Origin of the sequence: Kibdelosporangium banguiense (genome assembly GCF_017876405.1) — a bacterium.
GTDB classification, from domain to species: domain Bacteria; phylum Actinomycetota; class Actinomycetes; order Mycobacteriales; family Pseudonocardiaceae; genus Kibdelosporangium; species Kibdelosporangium banguiense.
In genome coordinates this window covers 4,440,390-4,465,814 of sequence record NZ_JAGINW010000001.1, presented here as the reverse complement: position 1 = coordinate 4,465,814, position 25,425 = coordinate 4,440,390, and the positions used below count along the sequence as shown (strand labels likewise).

21 protein-coding genes are annotated in these 25,425 nt (G+C 66.8%); 7 read left to right on the top strand and 14 right to left on the bottom strand.

All coding sequences use genetic code 11. The annotated features are described in order from the left end of the window. Window positions 1-8 precede the first annotated feature (8 nt). Window positions 9-1,100, bottom strand: a complete 1,092-nt coding sequence (locus tag JOF56_RS21145; RefSeq protein WP_209640813.1) for a cobalt-precorrin-4/precorrin-4 C(11)-methyltransferase — start codon at window positions 1,098-1,100, stop codon at window positions 9-11. A gap of 72 nt (window positions 1,101-1,172) precedes the next feature. Here JOF56_RS21145 and JOF56_RS21140 point away from each other — a divergent pair, with 72 nt between their 5' ends. Further along, window positions 1,173-2,333 (top strand): 8-amino-7-oxononanoate synthase, encoded by a 1,161-nt coding sequence (locus JOF56_RS21140; RefSeq protein WP_209640811.1) that lies wholly within the window; start codon window positions 1,173-1,175, stop codon window positions 2,331-2,333. Here the strand turns inward: JOF56_RS21140 and JOF56_RS21135 are convergent. Both JOF56_RS21135 and JOF56_RS21130 read right to left on the bottom strand, forming a co-directional pair. Then, window positions 2,302-2,745 carry a GNAT family N-acetyltransferase gene (locus tag JOF56_RS21135; protein ID WP_209648378.1) on the bottom strand — a complete coding sequence of 148 codons (444 nt, stop codon included), beginning with the start codon at window positions 2,743-2,745 and terminating at the stop codon, window positions 2,302-2,304. The two genes, JOF56_RS21140 and JOF56_RS21135, sit on opposite strands and share 32 nt — an antisense overlap. A gap of 47 nt (window positions 2,746-2,792) precedes the next feature. Further along, window positions 2,793-3,584 carry a S1 family peptidase gene (locus tag JOF56_RS21130; RefSeq protein ID WP_209640809.1) on the bottom strand — a complete coding sequence of 264 codons (792 nt, stop codon included), beginning with the start codon at window positions 3,582-3,584 and terminating at the stop codon, window positions 2,793-2,795. A 104-nt stretch (window positions 3,585-3,688) separates the two neighbouring features. Here JOF56_RS21130 and JOF56_RS21125 point away from each other — a divergent pair, with 104 nt between their 5' ends. Then, a complete protein-coding gene (locus JOF56_RS21125; RefSeq protein WP_307855186.1) occupies window positions 3,689-4,516 on the top strand; it encodes a M15 family metallopeptidase in 828 nt (275 codons plus the stop codon). 6 nt (window positions 4,517-4,522) lie between these two features. Here the strand turns inward: JOF56_RS21125 and JOF56_RS21120 are convergent, their stop codons facing one another. Next, complete coding sequence (locus JOF56_RS21120; protein ID WP_307855185.1) at window positions 4,523-5,605, bottom strand: M48 family metallopeptidase; 1,083 nt, start codon at window positions 5,603-5,605, stop codon at window positions 4,523-4,525. A 141-nt stretch (window positions 5,606-5,746) separates the two neighbouring features. On the opposite strand from JOF56_RS21120, the gene JOF56_RS21115 reads away from it, so the two are divergent. The 3 genes from JOF56_RS21115 (at window position 5,747) to JOF56_RS21105 (ending at window position 9,660) form a co-directional block, all read left to right on the top strand. Continuing rightward, on the top strand, window positions 5,747-6,274 hold the full coding sequence (locus tag JOF56_RS21115; protein WP_209640807.1) for a YbhB/YbcL family Raf kinase inhibitor-like protein: 528 nt from the start codon (window positions 5,747-5,749) through the stop codon (window positions 6,272-6,274). Between the two features lie 38 nt (window positions 6,275-6,312). After that, window positions 6,313-7,704 carry a mycothione reductase gene (locus JOF56_RS21110; RefSeq protein ID WP_209640805.1) on the top strand — a complete coding sequence of 464 codons (1,392 nt, stop codon included), beginning with the start codon at window positions 6,313-6,315 and terminating at the stop codon, window positions 7,702-7,704. Window positions 7,705-7,770: 66 nt separating this feature from the next. After that, window positions 7,771-9,660, top strand: a complete 1,890-nt coding sequence (locus JOF56_RS21105) for a transglycosylase domain-containing protein (RefSeq protein ID WP_209640802.1) — start codon at window positions 7,771-7,773, stop codon at window positions 9,658-9,660. A 7-nt stretch (window positions 9,661-9,667) separates the two neighbouring features. Here the strand turns inward: JOF56_RS21105 and hrpA are convergent, their stop codons facing one another. Further along, entirely contained in the window at window positions 9,668-13,543 is a 3,876-nt protein-coding gene (gene hrpA / locus JOF56_RS21100; RefSeq protein WP_209640800.1) for an ATP-dependent RNA helicase HrpA, read from the bottom strand. Between the two features lie 177 nt (window positions 13,544-13,720). Between hrpA and JOF56_RS21095 the strand changes: the two genes are divergently transcribed. Beyond that, window positions 13,721-14,401 (top strand): FadR/GntR family transcriptional regulator, encoded by a 681-nt coding sequence (locus JOF56_RS21095; RefSeq protein ID WP_209640798.1) that lies wholly within the window; start codon window positions 13,721-13,723, stop codon window positions 14,399-14,401. A gap of 255 nt (window positions 14,402-14,656) precedes the next feature. Here the strand turns inward: JOF56_RS21095 and map are convergent, their stop codons facing one another. The 6 genes from map to dxr form a co-directional block, all read right to left on the bottom strand. Further along, window positions 14,657-15,517: a type I methionyl aminopeptidase gene (gene map / locus JOF56_RS21090; RefSeq protein ID WP_209640796.1), complete on the bottom strand. Its 861-nt coding sequence runs from the start codon at window positions 15,515-15,517 to the stop codon at window positions 14,657-14,659. 9 nt (window positions 15,518-15,526) lie between these two features. Continuing rightward, window positions 15,527-17,329, bottom strand: a complete 1,803-nt coding sequence (locus JOF56_RS21085) for a penicillin-binding transpeptidase domain-containing protein (RefSeq protein ID WP_307855184.1) — start codon at window positions 17,327-17,329, stop codon at window positions 15,527-15,529. A gap of 36 nt (window positions 17,330-17,365) precedes the next feature. Next, window positions 17,366-18,220, bottom strand: a complete 855-nt coding sequence (locus JOF56_RS21080; protein WP_209640794.1) for a GNAT family N-acetyltransferase — start codon at window positions 18,218-18,220, stop codon at window positions 17,366-17,368. Window positions 18,221-18,315: 95 nt separating this feature from the next. Next, complete coding sequence (gene ispG / locus JOF56_RS21075) at window positions 18,316-19,470, bottom strand: flavodoxin-dependent (E)-4-hydroxy-3-methylbut-2-enyl-diphosphate synthase (protein ID WP_209640792.1); 1,155 nt, start codon at window positions 19,468-19,470, stop codon at window positions 18,316-18,318. Window positions 19,471-19,480: 10 nt separating this feature from the next. Beyond that, window positions 19,481-20,692: a M50 family metallopeptidase gene (locus JOF56_RS21070; protein ID WP_209640791.1), complete on the bottom strand. Its 1,212-nt coding sequence runs from the start codon at window positions 20,690-20,692 to the stop codon at window positions 19,481-19,483. A gap of 2 nt (window positions 20,693-20,694) precedes the next feature. Then, entirely contained in the window at window positions 20,695-21,840 is a 1,146-nt protein-coding gene (gene dxr, locus JOF56_RS21065; RefSeq protein ID WP_209640790.1) for a 1-deoxy-D-xylulose-5-phosphate reductoisomerase, read from the bottom strand. 89 nt (window positions 21,841-21,929) lie between these two features. On the opposite strand from dxr, the gene JOF56_RS21060 reads away from it, so the two are divergent. Next, window positions 21,930-22,184 (top strand): DUF2631 domain-containing protein, encoded by a 255-nt coding sequence (locus JOF56_RS21060; RefSeq protein ID WP_209640788.1) that lies wholly within the window; start codon window positions 21,930-21,932, stop codon window positions 22,182-22,184. A 218-nt stretch (window positions 22,185-22,402) separates the two neighbouring features. Here the strand turns inward: JOF56_RS21060 and JOF56_RS21055 are convergent, their stop codons facing one another. From JOF56_RS21055 to JOF56_RS21045, 3 genes are all read right to left on the bottom strand, one after another. After that, window positions 22,403-24,184, bottom strand: a complete 1,782-nt coding sequence (locus tag JOF56_RS21055) for a hypothetical protein (RefSeq protein WP_209640786.1) — start codon at window positions 24,182-24,184, stop codon at window positions 22,403-22,405. A gap of 72 nt (window positions 24,185-24,256) precedes the next feature. Beyond that, window positions 24,257-24,610 carry an arsenate reductase family protein gene (locus JOF56_RS21050; RefSeq protein ID WP_209640785.1) on the bottom strand — a complete coding sequence of 118 codons (354 nt, stop codon included), beginning with the start codon at window positions 24,608-24,610 and terminating at the stop codon, window positions 24,257-24,259. 14 nt (window positions 24,611-24,624) lie between these two features. Next, complete coding sequence (locus JOF56_RS21045; RefSeq protein WP_307855183.1) at window positions 24,625-25,362, bottom strand: ArsR/SmtB family transcription factor; 738 nt, start codon at window positions 25,360-25,362, stop codon at window positions 24,625-24,627. Window positions 25,363-25,425 lie beyond the last annotated feature (63 nt).

Here is a 25,425-nt window from a genome sequence, read left to right as displayed (position 1 = left end):
ATTATCAGTCATGACCCGGTTCTCCGGCCACGCTGAGGTTGTGTGCGCGTGGTCTTCTTCGTGGGCGTCTTGGCTGCCGTCTTGGCCGGGGTGGCTGCTTTGACGGGCTGCTTCGCCGCCGCCTTGACCGGTGCCGGTTTTGCCGGTGTCTTCTTGGCAGGCGTGGTTTGCGCGGTCACGGACTTCGTCGCCGTGCTCGCTGCCGCGGCTTTCGCGGGCGCGGGCTTCTGTTCCGGCTCGGCGACCGCGGTGACGGTCACGCGCTCTGGCTCAGGCGCAGGCGTTTCCACGACTGTCCGCTTCGACTCGGCGCGCCAGCTGGACTTGCTACGAGTACGGGACCAACGGACCACGCTCTCCGGCCGGCGGGCCGGCTCACCGGCGACCGCACGCGCACGCCCGGCCCGCACAGCGCCGCCGATCAGGAACAGCGTGTGCCGCCAAAGCCGGTGCTGCTTAACGGTTGCGACCAGTTCACCGATGGTCGTGCGGACCACGATCTCGTCCGGCCAGCTCACCTTGTAGGCGGCCACGATCGGGGTCTCGTCGTCGAATCCGCCGCTGCGCAAGGCATCCGCCAGCTCAGCCGCGCGGGCGGCAGGCACGAGCACCGCCATCGTGGTGCCGAACTGGGCGTACTCCTTGATCTGCGCGAGATCGGGCATGCCGGCGGTCTCCTGGCCTGCCGAGATCACCGAGTCGGCGAAGCCGGGCTCGAGGAGGGAAACACCCATCGAGACCGCGGCGGCCGAAGCCGGCGAGACACCCGCGATCACCTCGGCCGGCAGTCCGACCCGGGCGCAGATGTCCAACTGTGCCCGCAATCCGGGCCACGTGGCCGGATCACCTGCGTGCAGCCGGGCCACGCGAAGCTTGTCGCGGACCGCGCGCCGGTACACCTCGACGATCTCGTCGTCGCCATGCCGCGCCATATCGATGAGTTCGGCCCCGGGTCTGGTGTTCTCCCGCACCCAACCGGCCTCGACGATGGCCGGCGTCCACAGCACCACGTCGGCCTCGCCGATACGGCGAGCGCCTCGCACCGTGATCAGGTCCGTGGCCCCCGGACCCGCTCCGACAAAGCTGATTCCTGCGCTCACCCGGCGACCGTACCGTGACACTCGGCACCTCCCGTGCTCGCCCCAGGCACTCGCGATGCGACACTCCAGGGCGTGACTTCGACTGGCGAGCAGGTCTTCGACTGGATCGACGCGCGGGCCGACGAGCGCAGGCGCGCCGGTCTGACCAGGCAACTCCGTCCACGGCGGGCGGACAGTACGCTGCTCGACCTGGCCGGGAACGACTACCTGGGACTCAGCCGGGACAAGCGGGTGAGCGGTGCCGCGGCGGCCGCGGCGTTGCGCTGGGGTGCGGGGTCGACCGGGTCGCGGTTGGTCACCGGCACCACCGAGCTGCACACCGAACTCGAGCACTCGCTGGCGACTTTCTGTGGCGCACAAGCGGCTTTGGTGTTCTCGTCCGGTTTCGCGGCCAACCTCGGCGCGATCACGGCACTGTCGGGAAAAGGTTCGGCAATCGTTACCGACGCCTACATCCACGCGTCGTTGATCGACGGATGTCGTCTGTCACGTGCGGACATAGCGGTGATGCAGCACGGCGACGCGGCCGCCATCAAGCGCGCACTGGAGACCAGGCGCACCGAGCACGCCCTGGTCGTCACCGATTCGGTGTTCTCAGTAGACGGAGACCTGGCGCCGCTGCCCCAGCTCGCCGCCGCGTGCCGTGACCACAAGGCCGGCCTGCTGGTCGACGACGCACACGGCTTCGGCGTGCTCGGCGAGGGCGGCCGCGGCGCGGTCGCCGAAGCCGGACTGATCAAGGAACCCAACGTGATCACCACCATCACGTTGTCGAAATCCCTTGGCGCGCAAGGAGGTGCAGTACTCGGCCCGCGCCGGGTGATCCGTCACCTGCTGGAAACCGCGCGGACGTTCATCTTCGACACCGGACTCGCCCCGGCGAGCGCCGCCGCCGCGCTGGCCGCGCTCAACGTCCTGCGTGAGGAGCCCGACCGTCCCAGCCGTGTCCGCGATGTCGCGGCCACGCTGGCGTTTCGCTTGAAGGACGCGGGTTTCCGCGTGACCGTTCCGGACGCGGCGGTGATCTCGGTGCAGGCACCGTCCCCCGAAGCCGCCCTGCAATGGGCCGAAGAATGCAGAGCGGCCGGAGTGTGGGTGGGCTGTTTCCGCCCGCCGTCAGTGCCGGACAAGATCTCGCGGCTGCGGCTGACCGCACGGGCAGACCTGACCGACGCGGACGTGGACCGCGCGGTCGACGTGATCACCCGGTGCGCGCCAACCGGCGCATCGTGACGTGCGGAATGCCATCTTCGTCGACGTATTCGTCGCCCTCCGCGACATACCCGAACCGCTCATAGAAGCCACGCGCGTAGACCTGGGAGTCGAGCACGCTGCGAACAGCGCTCAGGTCTTCGACCGCGGCGGCCATGAGCTGGTAGGCCAGACCCCCGCCACGCGCCCGCTGCGCCGCACAGACACGACCGATCCGCATGTCGCCGTGTGGCTCCGTGAGCACACGCAGATACGCGAGCACACCGTCGACGTCCTCAAACCAGTAGTGGATCGTGCCTCGCTCCAGGTCACGGCCGTCGACATCCAGATAGGCCGCCTTCTGCTCGACGATGAACACCTCAGCGCGCAGCCGCAGGATGGCCTGCAGGTCGGCCGCTGACAACTCTGGCCCAGGAACCTTCTTCACCCGGATGAATCTAGTTGCCTGCCGGCCTGCGCGATAACCAGCAAACGGCTGGATCACCGAGCCGGGCTCGGCTTGATCTGCTGGGCCAGCTCCGGGTAGTAGGCCATGACCCGGGTGTAGACGCCCGGCTTGTTCGGCAGGCCGCAGCCCTCGCCCCACGAGGAGATCCCGATCAGCCTGCCGTAGGCGATCATCGGGCCGCCGGAGTCGCCCTGGCAGCCGTCTATCCCCCCTTGGGGGTAACCCGCGCACACCATCCAGTCGTTGTTGTACTTCGAGAACGACTTCTTGCACTCCTCGTCGCCCACGATCGGGACCTTGGCCTCCAGCAGGTACTGGGAGCTCGGCCCGCCGGAGGACGTCCGGCCCCAGCCCAGGATCGTGGCCTCCACGCCTTCGGCGTACGCCTGGTCGTCGGCCGAGGAGGCGATCGGCAGCGGCGCGTACTTGGTGATCCGCTTGGCCAGGTTGAGCACCGCGACGTCGTACCCGATCAGGGCGTCGGTGTACTTCGGGTGGATCCAGATGCTCTTGACCGGCACCGAGATTCCCTCGGTCGTGGACTTCTTGTCATCCCTTCCGGCGACGACGAACACCTCTTCGGGCCGCTGGCCCTTGGCGCAGTGCGCCGCCGTGACGACCTTGTCGACCGAGGCCAGGGTGCCGCCGCAGAACTGGAACCCGTCCTTGGTCGCCAGGTAGACGACGAACGGGTACGTACTGGTGCTCGCCCTGGTGCCGCCGACGATCCGGACGTCCGCGGACGCCGGGACAGCCGCCGCGGTCAGGCCCGCCACGAGACACACCACCGCCAGCAGGCTTCTGATTCTGCGCTTGTCCCCCATGGCGTGCTCCCTCCGACTCCTGACAGACATGCCCACGTTATGTGAGAAGACATCAACGCGCTGTCACTGAATCGGGTGGTCTTGTCCCGTGCTTAGCTAGGGGTGTGCGGAGTTTGTTGCTGATCTTGTTGCTGCTGGCCGGATGCAGCACGCAACCTGCGGCCGCGCCTGCTTCGCAGTTGCCGCCACCAGCTTCGACGCAGCCGTCTCAGGCCGCTCCGGCCCCTGCGGCCAAGCCGGTCTGGGAGGTCGGGCGGACGCCGTTGCCACTGGGCAAGGACGGGTTCGGGCAGATCCTGCCCACACCGCCCGAACTGGTGAATCGGTCATTGCCGACAAAGGACACGTTGCCGCCGCCCCAAAATGGTGCGTATGCGTCGAGTGTTGTCCCGGTTCCCGCGGATGTGCTGGCCCGCAGCACGTGGCAGCCGTCATGCCCGGTCGGCAAGAACGACCTGCGCTACCTGACCATGTCGTTCTGGGGATTCGACGGCAGGCCGCACACCGGTGAGATGATCGTGCACGCCCGCGTGGCCCAGCAGATCACGCAGGTTTTCGGCAAGCTCTGGCAGGCGAAGTACCCGATCGAGGAGATGCGGGTGACCTCGCCTGCCGAGCTGACCGCCGCACCGACCGGCGACGGTAATGGGACAGGCAGCTTCGTCTGCCGGCCGGTGCGTGGCCAGACGACCTGGTCGGCGCACGCTTCCGGCCTGGCCGTCGACCTGAACCCCTTCTGCAACCCGTACAGCAAAGGCGAGCTCGTGCTGCCCGAGCTCGCCTCCGCGTACCTGGATCGGGGGAAAGTCCGGCCCGGCATGATCCGGGCCGGCGACGTCGCCGAACGGGCCTTCGCCGCGATCGGCTGGACCTGGGGCGGGACCTGGCGGTCGCCCAGGGACCTGATGCACTTCTCGGCTACCGGCTCCTGACGGCCGCTACTTCTTGGTGTCGCCGTTGCCGCCGTTGGTGCCGCCCTCGTCCTCCGGCGTCTGCTGGCCGCCACCCCGGCGGAACCCGCTGAAGACCTTGTCGGCCACGCCGGACAGCGCGCCACCCACATCGCTGAAGACCTTGACCAGCGGATCGGTGGAGTTGTTCCACGAGTCCTTGTAGGACTTCGCCGCGCCCTGGATGTCCTCGTTGAGCGGGTTGCCGGTGTCCTGGGCGTCCCGGCGCAGGTACTGGCCGGCCAGGATCGCCCGGTATTCCTCGGACGCGGCCCAGCGCTGCAGCTGCGAGGCCCGCACGACCGCGAACGGGTGCGTCTGGTGTTCGACCGCGAGCAGCTTGATGATGCTGTCGCGGATGTCGTCGATCTCCTCGTACTCCTTGGCCTGCTCGAGGAAGGAGGGGATGTCGATCTGTGACAGGTCCGTGGCACCGGCGAGGTACATGTGCGTGCGCAGTGCCGCCTGCGGGTCCTGGCCGACGAGCAGACCGGCCCGGTCACAGCTGAGCTCGGACTTGCGCTGCCACTCGTACAGCGCGGCGATGACCGCACGCAGGCCGATCACGCCCAGCGGCACCCACGCCACCGAACGCTGCAGCCGCAGCAGCCGGTCGAGCAGGGTGAGCAGCACGGCGTGCCCGGACAGCACATGGCCCATCTCGTGGCCGATCACGAACCGCAGGGCCTCGGTGTCCAGCGCCTCGACAAGACCCGTGGACAGCATGATGAACGGCTCGTCGATGCCCCTGGTCTGCGCGATCGCACGCGGGTCACGGGCGACGTAGATCTTGGGAACAGGCTGGAGGTCAAGGACCTCCGCGGCCTCGTTGCGCAACCGGTCCAGCACCGGATACTGAGACGGGCCCACCCGGACGTGGGACGCCACCGCCATCAACCGCTCGGCCCGCTCGTTGAACAACGAGTTCAATGTCTTGAGCACGTCGGCGACGCCGGGCACGGCGCGCAGTGTCGCCATCGCTCCCTTGTCGGCCGGGTGCTCGTAAGCGCGCGGGCTGATTCCGGGGAATCGGACGCGCGGCGACGACTGTTGGACGTCAGATTCAGTCACGGCTGTTAACCCTCTCCCTGTGGTTATCGCCAACCTACGCGGAAACGGACATCAAGTGGGCCGACTGGACGGCATACCCGGCAAAAGCCAGGGTTATCCCTGACGCCAGACTGGGGAGTCCCCACGAGACGGAGGTTGACCATGAGCCTGGAGCGTCCAGTCACGCCCGACCCCTACGGCCTGCTGCCCGCGACCGGGTCGTTCACGGTGAGTTCGAACGACGTGACCGGCGACCAGCTGTTGAACGAAGCGCACCTGTTCGAGGGCGGCAACACCTCACCGCACCTGAGCTGGTCAGGGTTCCCGCAGGAGACCAAGAGCTTCGTGGTGACCTGCTTCGACCCGGACGCGCCGACGCCGTCCGGCTTCTGGCACTGGCTCGCCGTGGACATCCCGTCCTCGGTGACCGAGCTGGCCACCGGCGCGGGCGAGAGCGACGCGACGCTGCCCCAGGGCGCGTTCCACACCCGCAACGACTTCAGCAACCACAAGTTCGACGGTGCCGCGCCGCCGGCCGGTGACCAGCCGCACCGGTACTACTTCGTCGTGCACGCCGTGGACCAGGAGAAGCTCGGCGTCGACGAGGGCGCGTCGGCCGCGTTCGTGAGCTTCAATCTGGTGTTCCACACGCTTGCCAGGGCGATCATCGTGCCGACGTACCAGCACTGAGAGGAACAAGCCGGGCGCCGGTGCTGTTGACTGGGTACGTGCGGAACTTCGACCTGGTGATAATCGGTACCGGCTCTGGCAACTCCATCCTTGACCCAAGGTTCAAGGACTGGAACGTCGCGGTGGTGGAGAAGGGCACCTTCGGCGGCACGTGCCTCAACGTCGGCTGCATCCCGACGAAGATGTTCGTGCACACCGCCGACCTGGCCGCCACCCCGGCCCTCAGTGCCCGGCTCGGCGTCGACTCGACGCTGGACGGCGTGCGCTGGGCCGAGATCCGCGACCGGATCTTCGGCCGGATCGACCCGATCGCCGCGGGCGGCCGTGAGTACCGGATGCACCACGCGGACAACGCGAACGTGACCGTCTACGAAGGACTGGGCCAGTTCACCTCGCCCAAGGTCCTGCAGATCGCGCTGAACGACGGCAGCACCGAGACCATCACGGCCGAGAAGTTCGTGCTCGCGGCGGGCAGCCGTGTGGTGGTCCCGGACGTGCCCGGCCTGGCTGACGTGGGCTATCACACCAGCGACACCATCATGCGGCTGGACGCGTTGCCGCAGCGGATGACGATCCTGGGCAGCGGCTTCGTCGCGGCCGAGTTCGCGCACGTCTTCTCGTCCTACGGGGTTGACGTGACCGTGATCGCGCGCTCGGGGGCGTTGCTGCGCGGTGAGGACGAGGACATCAGTTCCCGGTTCACCTCACTGGCCTCGGCCAAGTGGGATGTCCGGCTGGATCGCAAGACCGTGCGGGCCGAGCGGGCCGGCGACAGCGTCCGGCTGCATCTGGAAGGCCCGTCCGGCGCGGAGGTCGTGGACTCGGACGTGCTGTTGGTCGCGGTGGGCCGTCAGCCGAACTCCGACCTGCTCGACGTGACCGCGGGCGGGATCACGACGGGTCCTTCCGGGCACGTGGTCGTGGACGAGTACCAACGGACATCGGTGGACGGCGTGTACGCGCTCGGCGACATCAGCTCGCCCTACGAGCTCAAGCACGTCGCCAACCACGAGTCGCGGATCGTTCAGCACAACCTGCTGAACCCCGCTTCGCTGCAGGCGTCCGACCACAGGTTCGTGCCGCACGCGGTGTTCACGTCTCCGCAGATCGCCTCGGTTGGGCTGACCGAGCGCGAGGCGATCGCCAGCGGGCAGCGATACGTTGCCGCGACACAGGACTACGCGGGCATCGCGTACGGGTGGGCGATGGAGGACACCACCGGGTTCGTGAAGCTGCTGGCGGATCCCGCGACCGGGCAGCTGATCGGCGCGCACATCCTCGGGCCGCAGGCGGCCAGCGTGATCCAGCCGTTGATCCAGGCGATGAGTTTCGGCCTGGGCGCGCACGAAATGGCACGCGGGCAGTACTGGATCCACCCGGCGATGCCGGAGGTCGTGGAGAACGCGCTGCTCAAGCTCGTATTGGACTGAACCACTCAACCTTCACCGGCTCCCCGGCGTACACGGACCGTACACGGACCGACGCCGGGGAGTTCTGTGACTGACGAACCTATTGCCGCTGTTTCCGCCACGAAGTCCCGCAAGGGCAAGCGGTTATGGCGGGTGGTCCGCAGAACCTGTTTCGCACTGGTGTTCCTGGCGATCGCGGTCCCGATCATCGCGTTCCGCATCTGCTACGAGATCTACAAAGTGCCTGATCCGAACGAGATCGCGGCCGGTCAGAACCAGACCATCACGCTCTACTACTCCGACGGCAGGACCGAGCTGGGGCGGATCGCACCGACCAGCGGCAACCGGTCGTCGGTGCGATTCCAGGACATCCCCAAACACGTCCAGGACGCCGTGCTCGCCGCGGAGGACAACTCGTTCTGGGACAACGTCGGCTTCGACATCACCGGAATCGCCCGGGCGGCGTGGAACAACCTGACCGGCGCGTCCGGCGGCGGCTCGACCGTCACGCAGCAGTACGTCAAGAAGGCGACCGGCAACGAGAGCCTGTCGCTGGAACGCAAGTGGCGGGAGCTGGTGCTGGCCAAGAAGATGGCCGACACCTACAGCAAGTCCGACCTGCTCACGGCCTACCTGAACACCGTCTACTTCGGACGCGGCGCGAACGGTATCCAGGCGGCGGCCCACGCGTACTTCGGCAAGGACATCCAGCAGGTGACCGTCTCGGAGGCCGCGCTGCTGGCCGGCGTGATCCAACGGCCGACGTACTGGGACCCGGACGTGGACCGGGAGAACGCCGAACGCCGCTGGAACTTCGTGCTGGACCAGATGAACAACCAGGGCTGGTTGCCGGTCGACCGGGCGTCGCTGCGTTTTCCCGCAACGCTTCCCCGGGACGCGTCGCCCAGCAGTGCCCGGATGCAGATCCAGAACCAGGTCCTCGCGGAACTGGAGGAACTCGCCGACCTGCGGCGCGACGAAGCCCATCAGCGTGGCTACCGCGTGATCACGACCATCGACCGGGACGTGCAGAACTCGGTCGAGCGCGCGGTGAACGACGTGATGACCGGCCAGCCCGACTATCTGCGTGCGGCAGTTGTGTCGATCGATCCCCGCACCGGTGGCGTGCTCGCGTATCACGGCGGCGGCAACGGAATCGGCCTCGACTACGCCCAGAGTCCGCAGGAAGCCGGCACGACCTTCGGCACATTCGTGGCCGTGGCGGCCATGGGTAAGGGTTATCGGCTGGACTATCAGGTGGACGGCGGCTCACCCCGGATGATCGACGGAATCCCGTTCCAGAACCCGGCGGGCGTTACCTGTCGTCCCTGCACAATCCGCAAAGCTCTCCAACAACCGGTGAACACCGCGATGGCGCAGCTGACCTCCCGGGTCAGCGTGGGTGCGGTGGCAGACGCGGCCTACCAGGCCGGAATCCCCCGCGAACTGCGCGGGAAACCCGCCCTCGGCAAAGACCCCGACACCCGCATCGCCATCGGCTCCGGCAGCACAACCGTCCGAACCATCGACATGGCCCGCGCCTACTCGACCCTGGCCGCCAGAGGCGTCCGCACAACCCCGCATTTCGTGAGCCGCGTCGAAGACATCACCGGAACTCCCCGCTACAACGCGGCGCTCTCACTGACCCAGGCCATCGCGCCCCGCATCGCCCAATCAGTGACCGAAGCCCTGTCCTTCTCCCTCTTGCCATCAGGACAACGCGTCGCCTCCCGGCCAGGCATCCGCCCCTACGGCGACGAAGGTGCAACCGCCAAAGCCTGGATGGTCGGCTACACCTCCGAAATAACCACGGCAGTCTGGATGGGCGCGGACAAACTGTTGCCCATCAAGAACAAAGCAGGCAAAGACATCACCGCGGCCGGCGAACCATCCGTGATCTGGCGCGCCGCCATGGACTCCTACCACGGCGGTCAAATCCCCGAACCCGCTGCCAGACCAACCCCGCCGACCTCTTAGCCTTACGTCACTGCAGCAGTTGGTCGATGGCCTTGTAGATCCTTTTCTCGGAGACCGGGTAGGCCGTTTTGATCGACTGGGCGAAGTAGCTGAGCCGGAGCTCCTCGATCATCCAGCGGACCCGGCGGGCGTCGGGGCCGGCCGGCAGTTCGCGGTAGGCCTCCCAGACCTCCTCGATGATCTGCGCCCATTCGAGGTCGCGGTCGGGGCGTTCGGGCAGTTTGTCGAGTCTCAGTTCGATGCCACGCAGGTAGCGGGTCAGGTGCGGCAGCTGCGCATAGCCGGTCGCGGTCACGAAACCTCGGTACACCAGGCGGGACAGCTGGGTGCGGATGTCCTTCAGGGAAGGTTCCAGCCTTGGTCCGCCCATTGTGGACAGACGGGTCCGGACCGCGTTGTACGCCGTCAAAGCCTGTTGCACGTGGTTGACCACTTCGAATACGGCCGGGTTCAGCTCAGCGCGGACCTTGGTCTGCAGAGCGGTGAAGCCGGCCGCGTCCCAGGCGACGCCGCCGCCTTCGATCACCAGTTTGTCTGTGGCGCAGGCGATGCAGTCGTCGAACAGGTCCTGCATGTCGCGGTGCGGGTTGGTCGACAATGCCAGTTTCGCCGCGTTCGTCATCCGGCCGAGGACGTATTTCAACGGTGACGGCGTGCCCAGGAGCAACAGCCGCCGAGTGCCCTGCCACATTGAAGTTCGCTGCTCGGCCTCGGTTTCGAACATCCGGACGTCGACCGTGGAACCGGCGTCGACCAAGGCCGGATATGCCGTCACCAGGAATCCGTGCTGCTCTTGGCGGAGCATCTTGGGCAGCGTGCCGATATCCCAGGTGCGCAGGCCTTTTCGTTCGATCTCGCCCGCCGCTTCGGACAGGGTCTCGCGCATTTTGGGCTGCAGCCTGCGTTTCAGATCACCCAGGTCTTTGCCCTCGGCCAGCAGTTTGCGGCTTTCGTCGACCACCCGGTAGGTGACCTTGAGATGGTCCGGGATCTTGGTCAGGTCCCAGTCCTGTCTCATCACGGTGATACCCGACAGTGCGCGGATCTCCCGCTCGACCACGTCGAGCAGGTTCTGTTCCTTCAAATCCGGTATCCGGTGCAGAATCGCCTTCGCCCAGTCGGGTGCCGGGACGAAATTCCGGCGCTGCTGCTTGGGCAGCGATTTCAGCAATGCCGTGATGATCTCTTCGCGCAGTCCCGGCACCTGCCAGGCGAAATTGTCCGCGGTGACCTGGTTCAGGATCGGCAGCGGGATGTGCGCGGTCACGCCGTCGTCCTTGCGGCCCGGCTCGAACTGGTAGGACAGCCGCATGGTCAGCCCGTCGGAATTCCAGTTGTCCGGATAGGCCTGCTCGGTCACAGTCTGTGCGTTGGAGTTGAGCAGCATCTCGGTCGGGAACGTCAACAGATCCGGGTCGGTGGCACGGATTTTCTTCCACCACGTGTCGAAATGCCGCCCAGAGACGACCTCCTCGCCGACCCGCTTGTCGTAGAACTCGAACAGGGTCTGGTCGTCCACGAGCAGGTCACGCCGCCGCGCGCGATTCTCCAGTTCTTCAACCTCGGTCAGCAGCTTGCGGTTGTCGTGGAAGAACTTGTGCCTGGTCTCCCAGTCACCCTCCACCAACGCACTGCGGATGAACATGTCCCGGGACAATTCGCGGTCGATGCGGCCGTAGTTCACCTTCCGGGAGGCCACAATCGGGATCCCGTACAGCGTCACCCGTTCGGATGCCATCACAGCACCCTGTTTACGCTCCCAATGCGGCTCGCTGTAGGTGCGTTTCACCAGATGATCGGCGAGCGGTTCCACCCAGTCGGGTTCGATCCGGGCCGCGATCCGGCCCCACAGCCGTGAGGTTTCGACCAGTTCGGCCGCCATCACCCACTGCGGCGGCTTCTTGAACAATGCCGAACCGGGAAAGACCGAGAACCGGGCACCGCGGGCGCCGATGTAGTCGTTCTTCTGCGGATCGCGCAAACCTATGTGGGACAACAAACCGGCCAGCAGCGACTGGTGCACCCGCACGGAGTCGATCTCGCCGGAATCGGTCAGCGTGACGCCCATGGTCTTGGTGACCTGACGCAGCTGCGAGTAGATGTCCTGCCATTCCCGGACCCTGAGATAGTTCAGGTATTCGGCCTTGCACAGCTTGCGGAACCGGTTGCCGGACAGCTCTTTCTGCTTGTCCTGCAGGTACTGCCACAGATTCAGATACGACAGGAAATCCGACGTCTTGTCGGCGAACCGGGCGTGCGCCTGCTGCGCCTGTTCCTGCTTGTCCGCCGGGCGTTCCCGAGGGTCCTGAATGGACAGAGCGGCGGCGATCACCATGACCTCGCGGACGCAGCCGTTGCGGTCGGCCGCGAGCACCATCCGGGCCAGCCTGGGGTCGACCGGGAGCTGAGCCAGCTTTCGACCGAGCGGAGTCAGACCGGACGAACCGAGCGCGCCCAGTTCCTGCAGCAGGTTCACACCGTCGGCGATGTTGCGTTTGTCAGGCGGGTCGATGAACGGGAAGTCGGCCATCTCACCGAGACCGGCCGCGGTCATCTGCAGGATCACCGAGGCGAGGTTCGTACGCAGGATCTCCGGATCGGTGAACTCCGGCCGGGCGTCGAAGCTGTCCTGGCTGTACAGCCGGATGCAGATGCCCTCGGACACGCGGCCGCAACGGCCTTTGCGCTGATTGGCCGACGCCTGCGAGACCGCCTCGATCGGCAGGCGCTGGACCTTCAACCGATTGCTGTACCGGGAGATCCGTGCGGTACCCGGATCGATCACATATTTGATACCGGGCACGGTGAGCGAGGTCTCGGCGACGTTCGTGGCCAGCACGATCCGCCGGCCGCGATGCGACTGGAACACCCGGTGCTGCTCGGCGAACGACAGCCGCGCGTACAACGGCAGGATTTCGGTGTTCTTCAGCTCCTGTTTCGCCAGGGCTTCGGCGGTGTCGCGAATTTCCCGTTCACCGCTGAGAAATACCAGAATGTCGCCGGGGCCTTCCATCGACAGCTCGTCCACCGCGTCCAGGATCGCCTGCGTCTGATCCCGGTCCTCGTCGGCGTCCGGGTCGTCCGGGTCGACGATCGGCCGGTAGCGGACCTCGACCGGGTACGTCCGGCCGGAGACCTCCACGATCGGGGCGTCGGCGAAATGCCGGGAGAACCGCTCCGGGTCGATGGTCGCCGAGGTGATGATCACCTTGAGGTCCGGTCTCTTGGGCAGCAGCTGCTTGAGGTAGCCGAGGATGAAGTCGATGTTGAGGCTGCGCTCGTGCGCCTCGTCGATGATCAGCGTGTCGTACTGGGCGAGGGCGCGGTCGGACTGGATCTCGGCCAGCAGGATGCCGTCGGTCATCAGCTTGACCAGCGTGCCGTCGCCGATCTGGTCGTTGAACCGGACCTTGTAGCCGATCGACTCGCCCAGCTGCGTGCCGAGCTCCTCGGCGATCCGCTCGGCCACCGTGCGCGCCGCGAGCCTGCGCGGCTGCGTATGGCCGATCGTGCCGCGGATGCCGCGGCCGAGCTCCATGCAGATCTTGGGCAGCTGCGTGGTCTTGCCCGAGCCCGTCTCCCCGGCCACGATCACGACCTGGTGGTCGCGGACGGCTTCGAGGATGTCGTCGCGGCGCTGGCTGACCGGCAGCTCGGCCGGATATGTGATCGCGGGCACGTTCGATCGCCGCGCGCCGACTCTAAGCTCGGCAGCGGTGATCTCGGTGGCGATCTGCTCGATGACGGCCTGGCGGGCTGCGGGTTTGCGAACCTTGCGGACGCCGTCGAGGCGGCGGCCGAGCCTGCGCTCGTCGCGCAACGTCAGGGCAGGCAGCCGCTGCGCCAAATCGGCGAGCGTTGATTCTTTTAGCGGAGTTCCCATCTCGACTACCAGGATAAGCAATGGCCGCGTTCAGCACCTGCGGATTAAAAACCGACCGGGTGCTACGCGACACGCCGAAAGAGATGGCACTCTGTTGGGTCGACGCAACACCATGACTACTACAAGAGACGTAGGATGTTCGGTTGTCCCGAACATCGACGTGGGGAGGATGACACCGTGCCGTTGGCCACGACCCGGCGTGCCGGCCTTGTCGACCAAGTGATCGAGCAGATGCGCAGCGCGATCACCACGGGCGAATGGCGGGTTGGCGAGCGAATCCCCACCGAACCCGAGCTCGTCACCGCGCTTGGCGTCGGCCGCAACACAGTCCGCGAGGCCGTACGTGCCCTCGCCCACGCAGGCCTCCTCGAGGTCCGCCAAGGCGACGGCACATTCGTACGGGCCACGAGTGAACTCTCCGGCGCAGTCCGGCGGCTGTGTGGACCCGAGCTACGTGATGTCCTCGAAGTACGGCGGACAATGGAAGTCGAAGGCGCCCGCCTGGCCGCCTCCGCCCGCACCGAAGCCCAGCTCGAACAGCTCACCCGCCTGCTGGAGATGCGCGACGAAGCCGCGGCATCCGGCCAGTGGGCCCGCTTCGTCCAGATCGACGCGGACTTCCACCACCTCGTCGTCATCGCATCACACAACCGTTTGCTCGCCGAACTGCACGCCGGCCTCACCGAAGTGATCAAAGCCAGCATCGAAGCCCTCGACAACTCCCAGCCCGACGCCCGCAAGATCGACCACCGCGGCCTGCTCTTCGCCATCCGCGACCGCGACCCCGAACGGGCCGTCCGCGAGGCCGGCGGCTTCCTCGCCGAAGCCCTCAGCTACCTCGCCGAACACCCAGCCTGACCAAGCAGCCGGCGGTCTGTCTTTCCGAGGGCACATCCCCCGGAAAGACAGACCCAGGCCTGCTCCATGGCGGCCTCCAGCCCCGGAGTCCAGCCTACGAGCGGGATACGACAAGTTTCAGCCACCAACATCCCCGCTGTGGACAGGTCCGTGTCTGTGGACAACCTCCCCTGGAACAGCCTGCCGACACCGCTTCTTGTCAGACCCCGGCGATAGGCTGGTAAACGGGGGCCGTGGCCCATGCTCAGGGCGGCGTCAAGGCAGCGTGAGGATCTCGGCGCCGGTGTCGGTCACGACGATTGTGTGTTCGAACTGGGCGGTCCACTTTTTGTCCTTGGTGGTGACCGTCCAGCCGTCGGACCAGATGTCGTAGTCGACGCCGCCGAGGGTGATCATGGGCTCGATGGTGAAGGTCATGCCGGTCTGGATCTCCGTGGTCACGGAGGGCTCGTCGTAGTGCAGGATCACGAGCCCGCTGTGGAAGGAGCGGCCGATTCCGTGGCCGGTGAAGTCGCGGACCACGCCGTAGCCGAAGCGTTTGGCGTAGGCCTCGATGACTCGGCCGATGACGTTGAGGGCGCGGCCGGGGCGGACCGCCTTGATCGCACGCGTGGTGGCTTCGTGGGTGCGTTCCACCAGCAGGCGGGCTTCGTCGGAGGGTTCGCCGGCGAAGAACGTCGCGTTGGTGTCGCCGTGCACTCCGCCGATGAACGCCGTGACGTCGATGTTGACGATGTCGCCGTCGTCGATCAGGGTCGAGTCCGGGATTCCGTGGCAGATGACCTCGTTGAGTGAGGTGCAGCAGGACTTGGGGAAACCGCGGTAGCCGAGGGTCGACGGATACGCGCCGTGGTCCAGCAGGAACTCGTGCACGATCGCGTCGACGTCGTCCGTGGTGGCGCCCGGTTTGACTGCCTTGCCGCCCTCCTGCAGGGCCTGGGCGGCGATCCGGCTGGCGACGCGCATGGCCTCGATCACCTCGGGCGTCTGCACGTACGTCGGCTCTGTGTTGCGCGCGGGCGCGGGCTTGTCGACGTACTCAGGACGGGCGATGGTGATGGGCACTGGGCGGCGCGGCGTCTGCTCGCCAGGAGTCAGTGGGGCACGTACGGGCATACAACAACACTACGACGCGGCGACAGCGCGCAAGAAACGATCGGTGGCATCCAGTGCCACTCCTGAGCTGCCCGCGTCCGTGAGCAGCACGGCGAACGCGAGATCGCCCTGGTAGCCAGCGAACCACCCGTGTGAATGCGTGCCGTCGCCGAACTGTGCTGTGCCGGTCTTTCCACGCACGTCAGGTAGTTGCGCAAGCGGGTGAGTGGGGTTGGCGGTCACGACTTCGCGCATCATTGCGCGCAACGCATCAAGGACGGGTGCGGGTATTGCCGCGGGCTGCTGGTCGATCTTGGTCGGCTTGTCGCGCAACAACGTGGCCTTCGGCACAGTCCCACTCGCCACAGTGGACGCGACCACGGCCAGCCCGAACGGCGACACGAGGACTTTGCCCTGGCCAAAGCCGTCTTCGGCGCGCTCGGTCAGATCCGCGGCCGGTGGCGCGGAGCCGGTGACCGTGGTGATGCCCGGGATCACGTAGTCGACGCCGATGCCGAACTGTTTGGCCGCGTTGGTCAGGGCGTCCGGCGCCATGTCGGCGGCGAGCTTGGCGAACGTCGTGTTGCACGACACGGCGAACGCGGTGTGCAACGGAATGGTGCCTTTGTCGAAGTTGCCCGAGTTCGGGATCGCTCGCGGGCCGATGGTGATCGTGCCTGGGCATCCGACCGGCGTGTCGGCGGTGACTGCCGAGCCGGCCTGGAACGCCGCCGCGGAGGTGATGATCTTGAACGTCGAGCCGGGCGGGTAGCGGCCGGTCAGGGCTATGGCGCCCTGAGCATCGGCCGGCGCGTTCTGGGCGACGGCGAGCACATCGCCGGTGGACGGCTGAATCGCGACGATGGCGGAAACTTGCGGCACGGGGTCGATCGCTGCCTCAGCCGCGGCCTGGATCTTGCGGCTCAACGTCACGTACGCGGCGGTGCCCGCTTCGGCGTCCTTGACGAAGATCTCCTCGACCTCGCCGCCTGCGGCGTTCAACGTCACCACCCGGAATCCGGGCTTGCCGGAGACCTGGTCCTCCACGAGCTTGCGGATGTTCGGCAGCAGTTGGGTCGCGAGGTTCTTGTCGACCGCCAGCAGCCGTGTCGCGGCGGTGAACCGGACGCCGGGCAGCTCGTAGATCTGCGCCTTGGCCGACTGATAGTCCGCGTCCCGCAACGAGACCACGGTGTACGACTGGCCCTTTGGCGTCTTGTTGACCCCGTCGACGATCGACTGCTGGGTGATCGCCGGGTCGACCTTGCCGACCGCGGCGGCCAGCGTCCCCGCGACCGCTGCCACATCACCGGCCTTCGCGGGGTCCAGAATCACCGAAACCACTCGTTCGGGTGCCAGCAGCGGCGCGCCGTCACGGTCGAGCACAGGCGCCTGCGTGGCTTCCTTGTCCCGCAGGCCGATGGTCTGCTGCGCGCCCAGTTTGGGGTGGATGACCGACGGCAGCCAGTGCACGCGGAAGGAGTCGTTGTCCGGGCGGACTTCCATCTCGCCCTCGTAGGACCAGTGCCGGTCTTTGCCGAGATCCCAGTCGGCGGTGAACCGGACCTTCGCGCTCTTGTCCTCCATCGTCGTCGAACCGGTGACCTGTGTCTTGACCGCGACCGGCTTCAACGCGCCACGCACGTTGTCCAGTAGCGCCTTCGCGTTCACGGCAGAATCGGTCCGACCAGCGGCGCCGCTGGTGTCGCCGCTGGCGTATGCGGTCAGGAAATCGCGGGCGAAGTCCTCGGGACCAGGCTCAGAGCCGAACAACCCGCAGCCGGCTATCGGCAGGACCACCAGGAGTGCGGCGACAAGCCCCGTTCGGTTCACTCGGCGCAGTATGCCGCAACCGCCAAATGAGTAGCGTTAAAACAGCACCGTCGCGTAGACCCCGACCTGGGTGAATCCGATCCGCTGGTATGCGGCCCGCGCAGGCGCGTTGTACGAGTTGACATACAGGCTCGCGGTCCGGTTCATGCCTTTGACGAGCCGTTCCACCACGGCTGCGGTGCCTGCGGTGCCTATGCCGCTGCCCCGCCGGTCGGGGTGCACCCAGACGCCCTGGATCTGCCCGACGGACTTGGAAAGCGCCCCGATCTCGGCCTTGAACACCACGTTGCCGCCCTCGAACCGGGCGAACGCCCGGCCACCGGCGATCAACTCGGCCACGCGGGCGCGATAGCCGGCACCGCCATCACCCACACGGGGGTCGACGCCCACCTCTTCGATGAACATCGCGATCGCGGCGGGCAGGTAGCGGTCCAGCTCGTCCGGCCGGACCGGCCGCACCAGCGGATCGGCTTTGACCAGCGGAGACGAGCTGATCGCCATCAAGGGCTGGTCCGCGCGGACCTCCCGGGGCGGGCCCCATTCCGGCTCGAGCTCGGCCCACATGCCCAGCACCTGCTCGGCCGGGCCGACCAGCGACGAGCACATCCGCCTGCGCCGAAGCGCCCGGTCGGCGAAACACCGCAGCGCAGCCTTGTTGCCGCGCAACGGAATCAGGTTCGGGCCGACGTAACACAGCCCGTCAAGGCGCCCGTTGCGCATCGGCCGGACGTCGGCTCCCCACAGCTCACCACCCAGCCGCCAGGCGTCCAGACCTGCGGCTTCGACCCTCGCCGCCACCATGCAACACGCGACCGGATCCGCGGCCAGCACGGCTCGCACCGCCATGCCGTCTCGTTCGTCGAGTAACCGCGCGGAAGCCATCCGAAGCACCTACTAAGCGTGCCAGATGAACCACCGAATCGAGGAGTCCAAGTGCCCAACCCGTCGAATCAGGCACCGTCTCCGGCCACCACCGAACTGCTGGGTCAGGACACCGTGACGACGGGCGAGCCCTCGACCGGCTCCATGTCCTCGGCGATGCGCATCGCCTCTTCGATCAGGGTCTCCACGATCTGGTGTTCGGGCACGGTCTTGATGACTTTGCCGCGCACGAAGATCTGGCCCTTGCCGTTGCCGGACGCCACGCCCAGATCGGCCTCCCGGGCCTCGCCCGGTCCATTCACGACACACCCCATCACCGCGACCCGGAGCGGAACCTCCATCCCCTCCAGGCCCGCCGTGACCTCATCGGCCAGTTTGTACACATCCACCTGTGCCCGGCCGCACGACGGGCACGACACGATCTCCAGCTTGCGCGGCCGCAGGTTCAGCGACTGCAGGATCTGCGTGCCGACCTTGACCTCCTCCACCGGCGGCGCGGACAGCGAGACCCGGATCGTGTCGCCGATGCCCTGGCGCAGCAGCGCGCCGAAGGCCACCGCGGACTTGATCGTGCCCTGGAACGCCGGACCGGCCTCGGTCACGCCCAGGTGCAACGGGTAGTCACACGACTCCGCCAGCAGCTCGTACGCCCGGATCATCACCACCGGGTCGTTGTGCTTGACCGAGATCTTGATGTCGTGGAAGTCGTGCTCGGCGAACAGCGACGCCTCCCACAGCGCGGACTCCACCAGCGCCTCGGGCGTCGCCTTGCCGTACTTGGCCAGCAGCCGCGGATCCAGCGAACCCGCGTTCACCCCGATGCGGATCGGCGTGCCGTGGTCGCGCGCCGCGGCCGCGATCTCTTTGACCTTGTCGTCGAACTTCTTGATGTTGCCCGGGTTGACCCGCACCGCGGCGCACCCGGCCTCGATCGCGGCGAAGACGTACTTCGGCTGGAAGTGGATGTCGGCGATCACCGGGATCTGCGACTTGCGCGCGATCGCCGGCAACGCTTCGGCGTCGTCCTGCGACGGGCAGGCCACCCGCACGATGTCACAGCCCGCCGCGGTCAGCTCCGCGATCTGCTGCAGGGTGGCGTTCACGTCCGCGGTCACGGTCGTGGTCATCGACTGCACCGAGACCGGGAACTCACTGCCCACACCGACCGAACCGACCATCAGCTGCCGGGTCTTACGCCTCTCTGACAAGACCGGCGGCGGCAGTGACGGCATGCCGAGCAGCACTTCGCCGCTGGTCATGACAACTCCTCTAGTTGAGCGTGATCGGGTTGACAATGTCGGCGGTGATCGTGAGCAGCATCACCGCACCGCCGATGAAGACCACCACCATGGTGAGCCCCATCAGCTTCGTGTAGTCCACGGGACCACCCGCCGGTTTGCCGCGCATGCGGCGGAACGCGTTGCGGACCTTCTCGTAGACGATCACCGCGACGTGTCCCCCATCCAGCGGCAACAGCGGTAGCAGGTTGAACACGCCGATGAAGAAGTTCAGGCTCGCCAGCAGCAGCAGAACCAGGTCCCACAAGCCGCGTTCGATCGCTTCGCCACCGAGTCTACTCGCGCCCACGACACTGATCGGCGTGTCGGGGTCGCGCTCGCCGCCACCGATGGCCTTCACCACAGCGGGCAGCCGCTCGGGGAAGCGCATCAGGCCTTCCCAGGTCTTGACGAACATGTCACCCGTGAAGCCGACAGTGCCACCGACCGCGTTCCAGGCGTTGTACTCGAATATCCGCTCCTGGAAGACGCCGATGCTGCCCTGCGGGTCCAGCACCCGCTGGTCACCCTTCTGGGCCAGGCGCTGCGCGACCGCGACGTCCACAGTGAACGTCCGGTCCTGACCGTCCCGCTCGACGGTGATCTGCTGCGGGCCCGACAGCGGCTTCAGAGTGGCGCGCAGGTCGCTGAAGGTCTTGGTGTCCTTGCCGTTCACCGCCACGACCAGGTCACCCGCCTGCAGCCCGGCATCCCGCGCGGGCGACCGGTCGCTGGGTGAGCACTGTGGCCGGGGAGTGTTCGGGTCCTGGTTGAGAGTGTCGTTCTGGACACACGACGTGCTGGCGATCACCGGCTTGTCGACCAGGTTGGGCAGTCCCATGCTGGCGGCGAGGATGTAGAGCAGGATGAAGCCGAGGATGAAGTGCGAGATCGACCCGGCGACCATCACCACCACGCGCTTCCAGGCGGGATAGCGCCACATCGCGCGCTTTTCCTCGTCCGGTGTGAGCTCGTCCATCGCGGTCATGCCGGCGATGTCGCAGAAGCCGCCGCCGGGGATCGCCTTCAGGCCGTACTCGGTCTCACCGCGCTTGAAGGAGAAGATCTTCGGGCCGAAGCCGATGAAGTAGCGGCGCACCTTCATGCCGAACCACTTGGCCGTGAACATGTGCCCGGCCTCGTGCAGCGCGACCGACAGGCCGATGCCGAGCGCGAACAGCACGATTCCGAAGATCAACTCCACGGTCAGTTCCTTCCGAGATGTTCGCGGGCCCGTGCCCGTGCCCAGTCCTCAGCCGCGAGGACCTCCTCGACACCGCCCGGGGTCCCTCGCCAGGCATCGGCCTGCGCCAGTACTCGTTGCACAGTGTCCACGATCGAGGTGAAGCCCACGTTCAGCTCTAGGAAAGCGGCCACTGCCTCCTCGTTCGCGGCGTTGTAGATGGCCGGGTGGCAGCCACCGGTCTCGCCGGCCTGCCGGGCCAGCCTGACCGCGGGAAACGTGTCGTCGTCCAGCGGTTCGAAGGTCCAGGCCGTGGGTTCGTCGAACCTGGAGCGCTGCGCCGAGCCGGGCAGACGGTCCGGCCAGCCGAGCGCGAGCGAAATCGGCAGGCGCATATCCGGCGGGCTGGCCTGCGCCAGCGTGGACCCGTCACTGAACGTGACCATGGAGTGAATGATCGACTGCGGGTGGACGACCACGTCGATCCGGTCATACGGGACGCCGAACAGCAGGTGCGCCTCGATGACCTCAAGACCCTTGTTGACCAGGGTGGCCGAGTTGATCGTGATGACCGGGCCCATCGACCAGGTCGGGTGCGCCATCGCGGCCTCGGGCGTGACGCTCTGCAGGTCGGCCTTGGCCCAGCCCCGGAACGGACCACCCGATGCGGTGACAACGAGCCGCTCGACCTCTTCGGCCCGCCCGCCCCGCAGGCACTGGGCGACCGCGGAGTGCTCGGAGTCGACCGGCACGATCTGGCCCGGTTGAGCCGCTTCGAGCACGAGCGGGCCGCCCGCGATCAACGACTCCTTGTTGGCCAGCGCCAGCCGGGCGCCGGTCTTGAGAGCGTGCAGCGTCGGCTCAAGACCACGCGATCCGGTGATCGCGTTGAGAATCACATCCGCGGGCACCGCCTCGATCAGATCGAGGACGGCGCGCGGCCCGGTGAACACCCTGGCGTCACCGAATCCGGTGCCGCCCTGTGGCACCGCGACGTTCTTGACGCCGAAGTCCTGAGCCTGTTTTGCCAGTACAGCGGGGTTGGCACCACCCGCAGCGAGCCCGACGACCCGGAACTTGTCCGGGTTGGCCGCGATCACCTCGAGCGCCTGGGTACCGACCGACCCGGTGGAGCCGAGGAGGATGACAGAGCGAATGTTTGCGGACATCGCCGCCTATTGTCGCCGACCGTGCCTGAGGCACCGGTGGCCGGGTATGGGACCATTACCGATGTTGGCAGCGTGAACAAGGAGGGACCGTGGCGAGCTCTGAAAAGGCTCCGGCGCACACCGTCAGCCCGCAGGACGAGCCGTCGGCCGAATGGGGCTGGCACGGCAGCTTCCCCAAGGGCACCCGGATCGCCGGCTGGTTCACCGCCTTCGCGATGTTCATCATGCTCATCGGCAACCACACCGGCCGCACCGAGGACCTCTGGCTGATCGGCACCGGAACGGGCCTGATCATCCTGCTCGTGATCGACCAGATCCGCCGCCGCACCAGCTGGCGCCGCTGAAAACCCCCGCACCATTTCGCCTTGGGGCGGCCCTCGGCCCCCCGATTTCCAGCCTACCGGTGGGGACTGACAGAAAACGGTCGCCTCCGAGGCAACAGCCCCCTGTGGACAGCCTGCGTCCCCAAGATCAAGACTGAGGACGCTTGTCGGACCCCCTGAGTAGCATGGAAAACGGGGGGCCGGAGGCCTCGTCTGGGTGTTTGAGGCACGCGCCTCGGTCAGCGGCGGGGCACGAGTTCGTAGAGGATTCGGGCCCCGAAGGGCGCCATGAGGATGTTCTGGCCGACGGCTCCCAGGGCTGAGACCGGCCAGCCGGTGGCGAAGAGGCGGGTGGCGTTGGCGGCTGTGCCGAAGGTCCGGGCGAAACGGGTTGTGTCGACGTTGCTGGATGGGTCACGGGAGCCTGGGTAGCCGCTGACCTGGATTGTGCGGGCTGTGCCGTCTTTGCTGTTGACGCGGACCACGGCTGGGGCGTTGATCTGGCTGGTCATGGCGTGGACGAGGATGTCGTCGCCCGCGCCGGCCAGCTGGCGGCGGCCGAGTTCCAGCGGGCTGAGGCCGACGCCGTCTATCTGTGCGCTGACAGTGGGGAAGCCGACGGGGACTTGGCCGCGGCTGTTGAGGACGCTGATCCCGCCTTGTGGGGTGCTGACGGCGAACCGGCCGCCGGTGAGCGCGGCGGTGCTGCTGCCCGCGGCAATCTGAGTAACGGCTGGGAAGACTGTCGCGTCGAGGATCTTGCCGTCGCGCAGAGCGTCGACTCGCCAGACGCGGGCGTGCGCGCTGTCAAGCAGCACGGGTGTTTCGCCGTCGAAACTGACCGCGGAGAACTGGCTTTCGTTCCAGAGGTCGATCGAATTGGGGATCGGCCGCCCCGCTGGATCCTTGATCCGGCTGGAGTCGGCGTCGTTGGGCGCCTTGATCGCACGGAGGTCGACTGCGCGTCCGCCGTTGAGCTGGACGATCCGCACCGGCCGGGACAGCGTCCCACCGGCCTGTTTGGACGTTGCGTTCGTCGGTACGAGCCAGACCTGGTCCTTGTGCAAGGTCAACGCACTCACCGCACCCAACGTGTCCCGGCCCTGTAACCGGAGTTTCTCCGGAATGTCACCGGGAACTGGGCTGGCGTTCACCGAGAACGGCGCCAGGTTCGGATCCCACGCCACTTCGACGACACCGTCGGTACGGATCCGTAGGATCCGCAGGCTCTGTCCCCACGGCGCGGTGTCGCCTTCGACGCTTCGCGGGCTGACGTCCACCGAGTACTTACGCCCCACGAAGTAGACAGTTCCGTCGGGCGCGGTCGTGATCGCCTCGACAAGACCGATGCTGGCCGACGGCCCCGGTGACGGTCCACTTGGGACATCCGTGTCGCCGTTACCGGCCTTCATCAGGACGTTGCCGCGTTGTTCCTCCTCGAGCGGCGGCGCGACCTCGGACCGGCAACCGAGCCTGCCGCCGTACTTCGACGCCACCACACCGGACAGATCGGCCAGGTCCGCGTCAACGGTGTTGCGGCGCGTGTCGTATCCGGTGATGTCGATTCCGATTTGGACAGGACGGTTACCGCATTTGATGGCGAGCGAGATGGATGGCGCCGCCTCGTTGCCTTTCCGCAACGGGTTGGGCAACGGCGTGCGTGCGCCACGTTCCTGAGCTATCTGAATCGCTTCATTGACACGAACAACCGCGCCTGCCTGATTCGTGTCGATCCGGAGCCGCGCTACTGTCTGTCGCGATTCTCCCTCCGAGACAAGCACGTCGCATTGACCACGGTCCGTGTCCGGCCCGACTGGCAGGTCACCGACAGCTGTCAGATTCTCCTCGGCGCGGGCGGTCAGATGTGCTATGGCCTGTTTCGGCAGCAGAGAACAGATCTCCGGCCCCGCATCGGTCACCTTGTCGGTGTTCAGCGGCTGACGACCACCCGGATCCGGGCTGGTACAGGCAGTCAGGCACAAGATCAGCGCCGATCCCAGGATCCCCAGCCGAGTGCGCACGACCTTGATCGTCCCGCAGGCGTCCTGAGTGGATCGGCTTTATGCCTCAGCCGCAAGTCGATGCGAGACCGGCTAGAGCACCGACCGGACCGCGTCTTCGGAACGGCCCACCACTGTGGTGCCGTCATCGGCCGTGATGATCGGCCGTTGGATCAGGATCGGATGAGCGGCCATCGCCTCGATCCAGCGGTCCCGGTCGGCCGGTGTGCGGCCCCAGCTCTTGACATCCAGTTCTTTGGCCACCGGCTCGGCGGTCCGGACGATGTCCCATGGCTCCAAGCCGAGCCGCGTGAGCACGTCGCCGAGTTCCTGCGCGGTCGGCGGCTCCTCCAGATATCGCCGGATCGTGTAATCGGCACCGGCCTCGTCGAGCATCTTCACCGCGGACCGGCATTTCGAGCACGCCGGGTTGACCCAGATCTCCATGCTGCCCAGTATCCCTAATAAAGGCTGGAACCCGTCTCCAGCAACGTCTTGAGATCGCTGAGCACCTCGGCCCAGCCGCCGCCCACCTGTGCGGCGGTCCGCGGAGCATCGCGAACGTCATGTGTGACAGTCAGTGAGCAGACGCCGTTCCGGCCCTCTTTGATCTCGTAGGTCAGACGCGTAGCCGGTTCGCCAAGCCAGGTCGGGCGCCACGTCTGCACGAGCCGGCGCGGCGGGTCGGCCTCGATGACCTCACCCTCGACCAAAACGCTCGTCGAGTCCACACCGGCCGGCACCTTGAACACACCACCGGGCCGCAGTTCGTACGAAACCGGGCCGCGAAAGCCATAGCGCACCGACCATTCCGGGTCGGTGATGGCACTCCAGATCGCCTCCGGCGCCGCCTTGACGTAGATGCGGTGCACCTGCACGGCCACGGGGTTCTCCAGCTGGGTCTTCAGCTGGACGAGTGCGGCCACCTGCGGCTCGGTGTACTTGTCGATCCATCGGTCGTGGATGAGCCTGATCGGCACCACGTTGAGAAAATGCAGTTTCTCCCGGCCGGATTTCCGGGTGGTGACCAGGCCGGCGTCCTCAAGCTGCTTGAGATGCTTCATCACGCCGAACCGCGTCATGTCCTCTTCGGATTCAAGGTCCGACAACGTCCGGCCGTCGCGCGCGAACAGCCGGTCAAGCAGCCGCCTGCGCGTCTTGTCGGCCAGCGCCTTGAAGACACGGTCGTCGTCGGTCACCCCACGACGATAGGTGACCAAAATGTCACGTGTCAACGCGCCGGCGCCGGCCGCAAGGCGCAG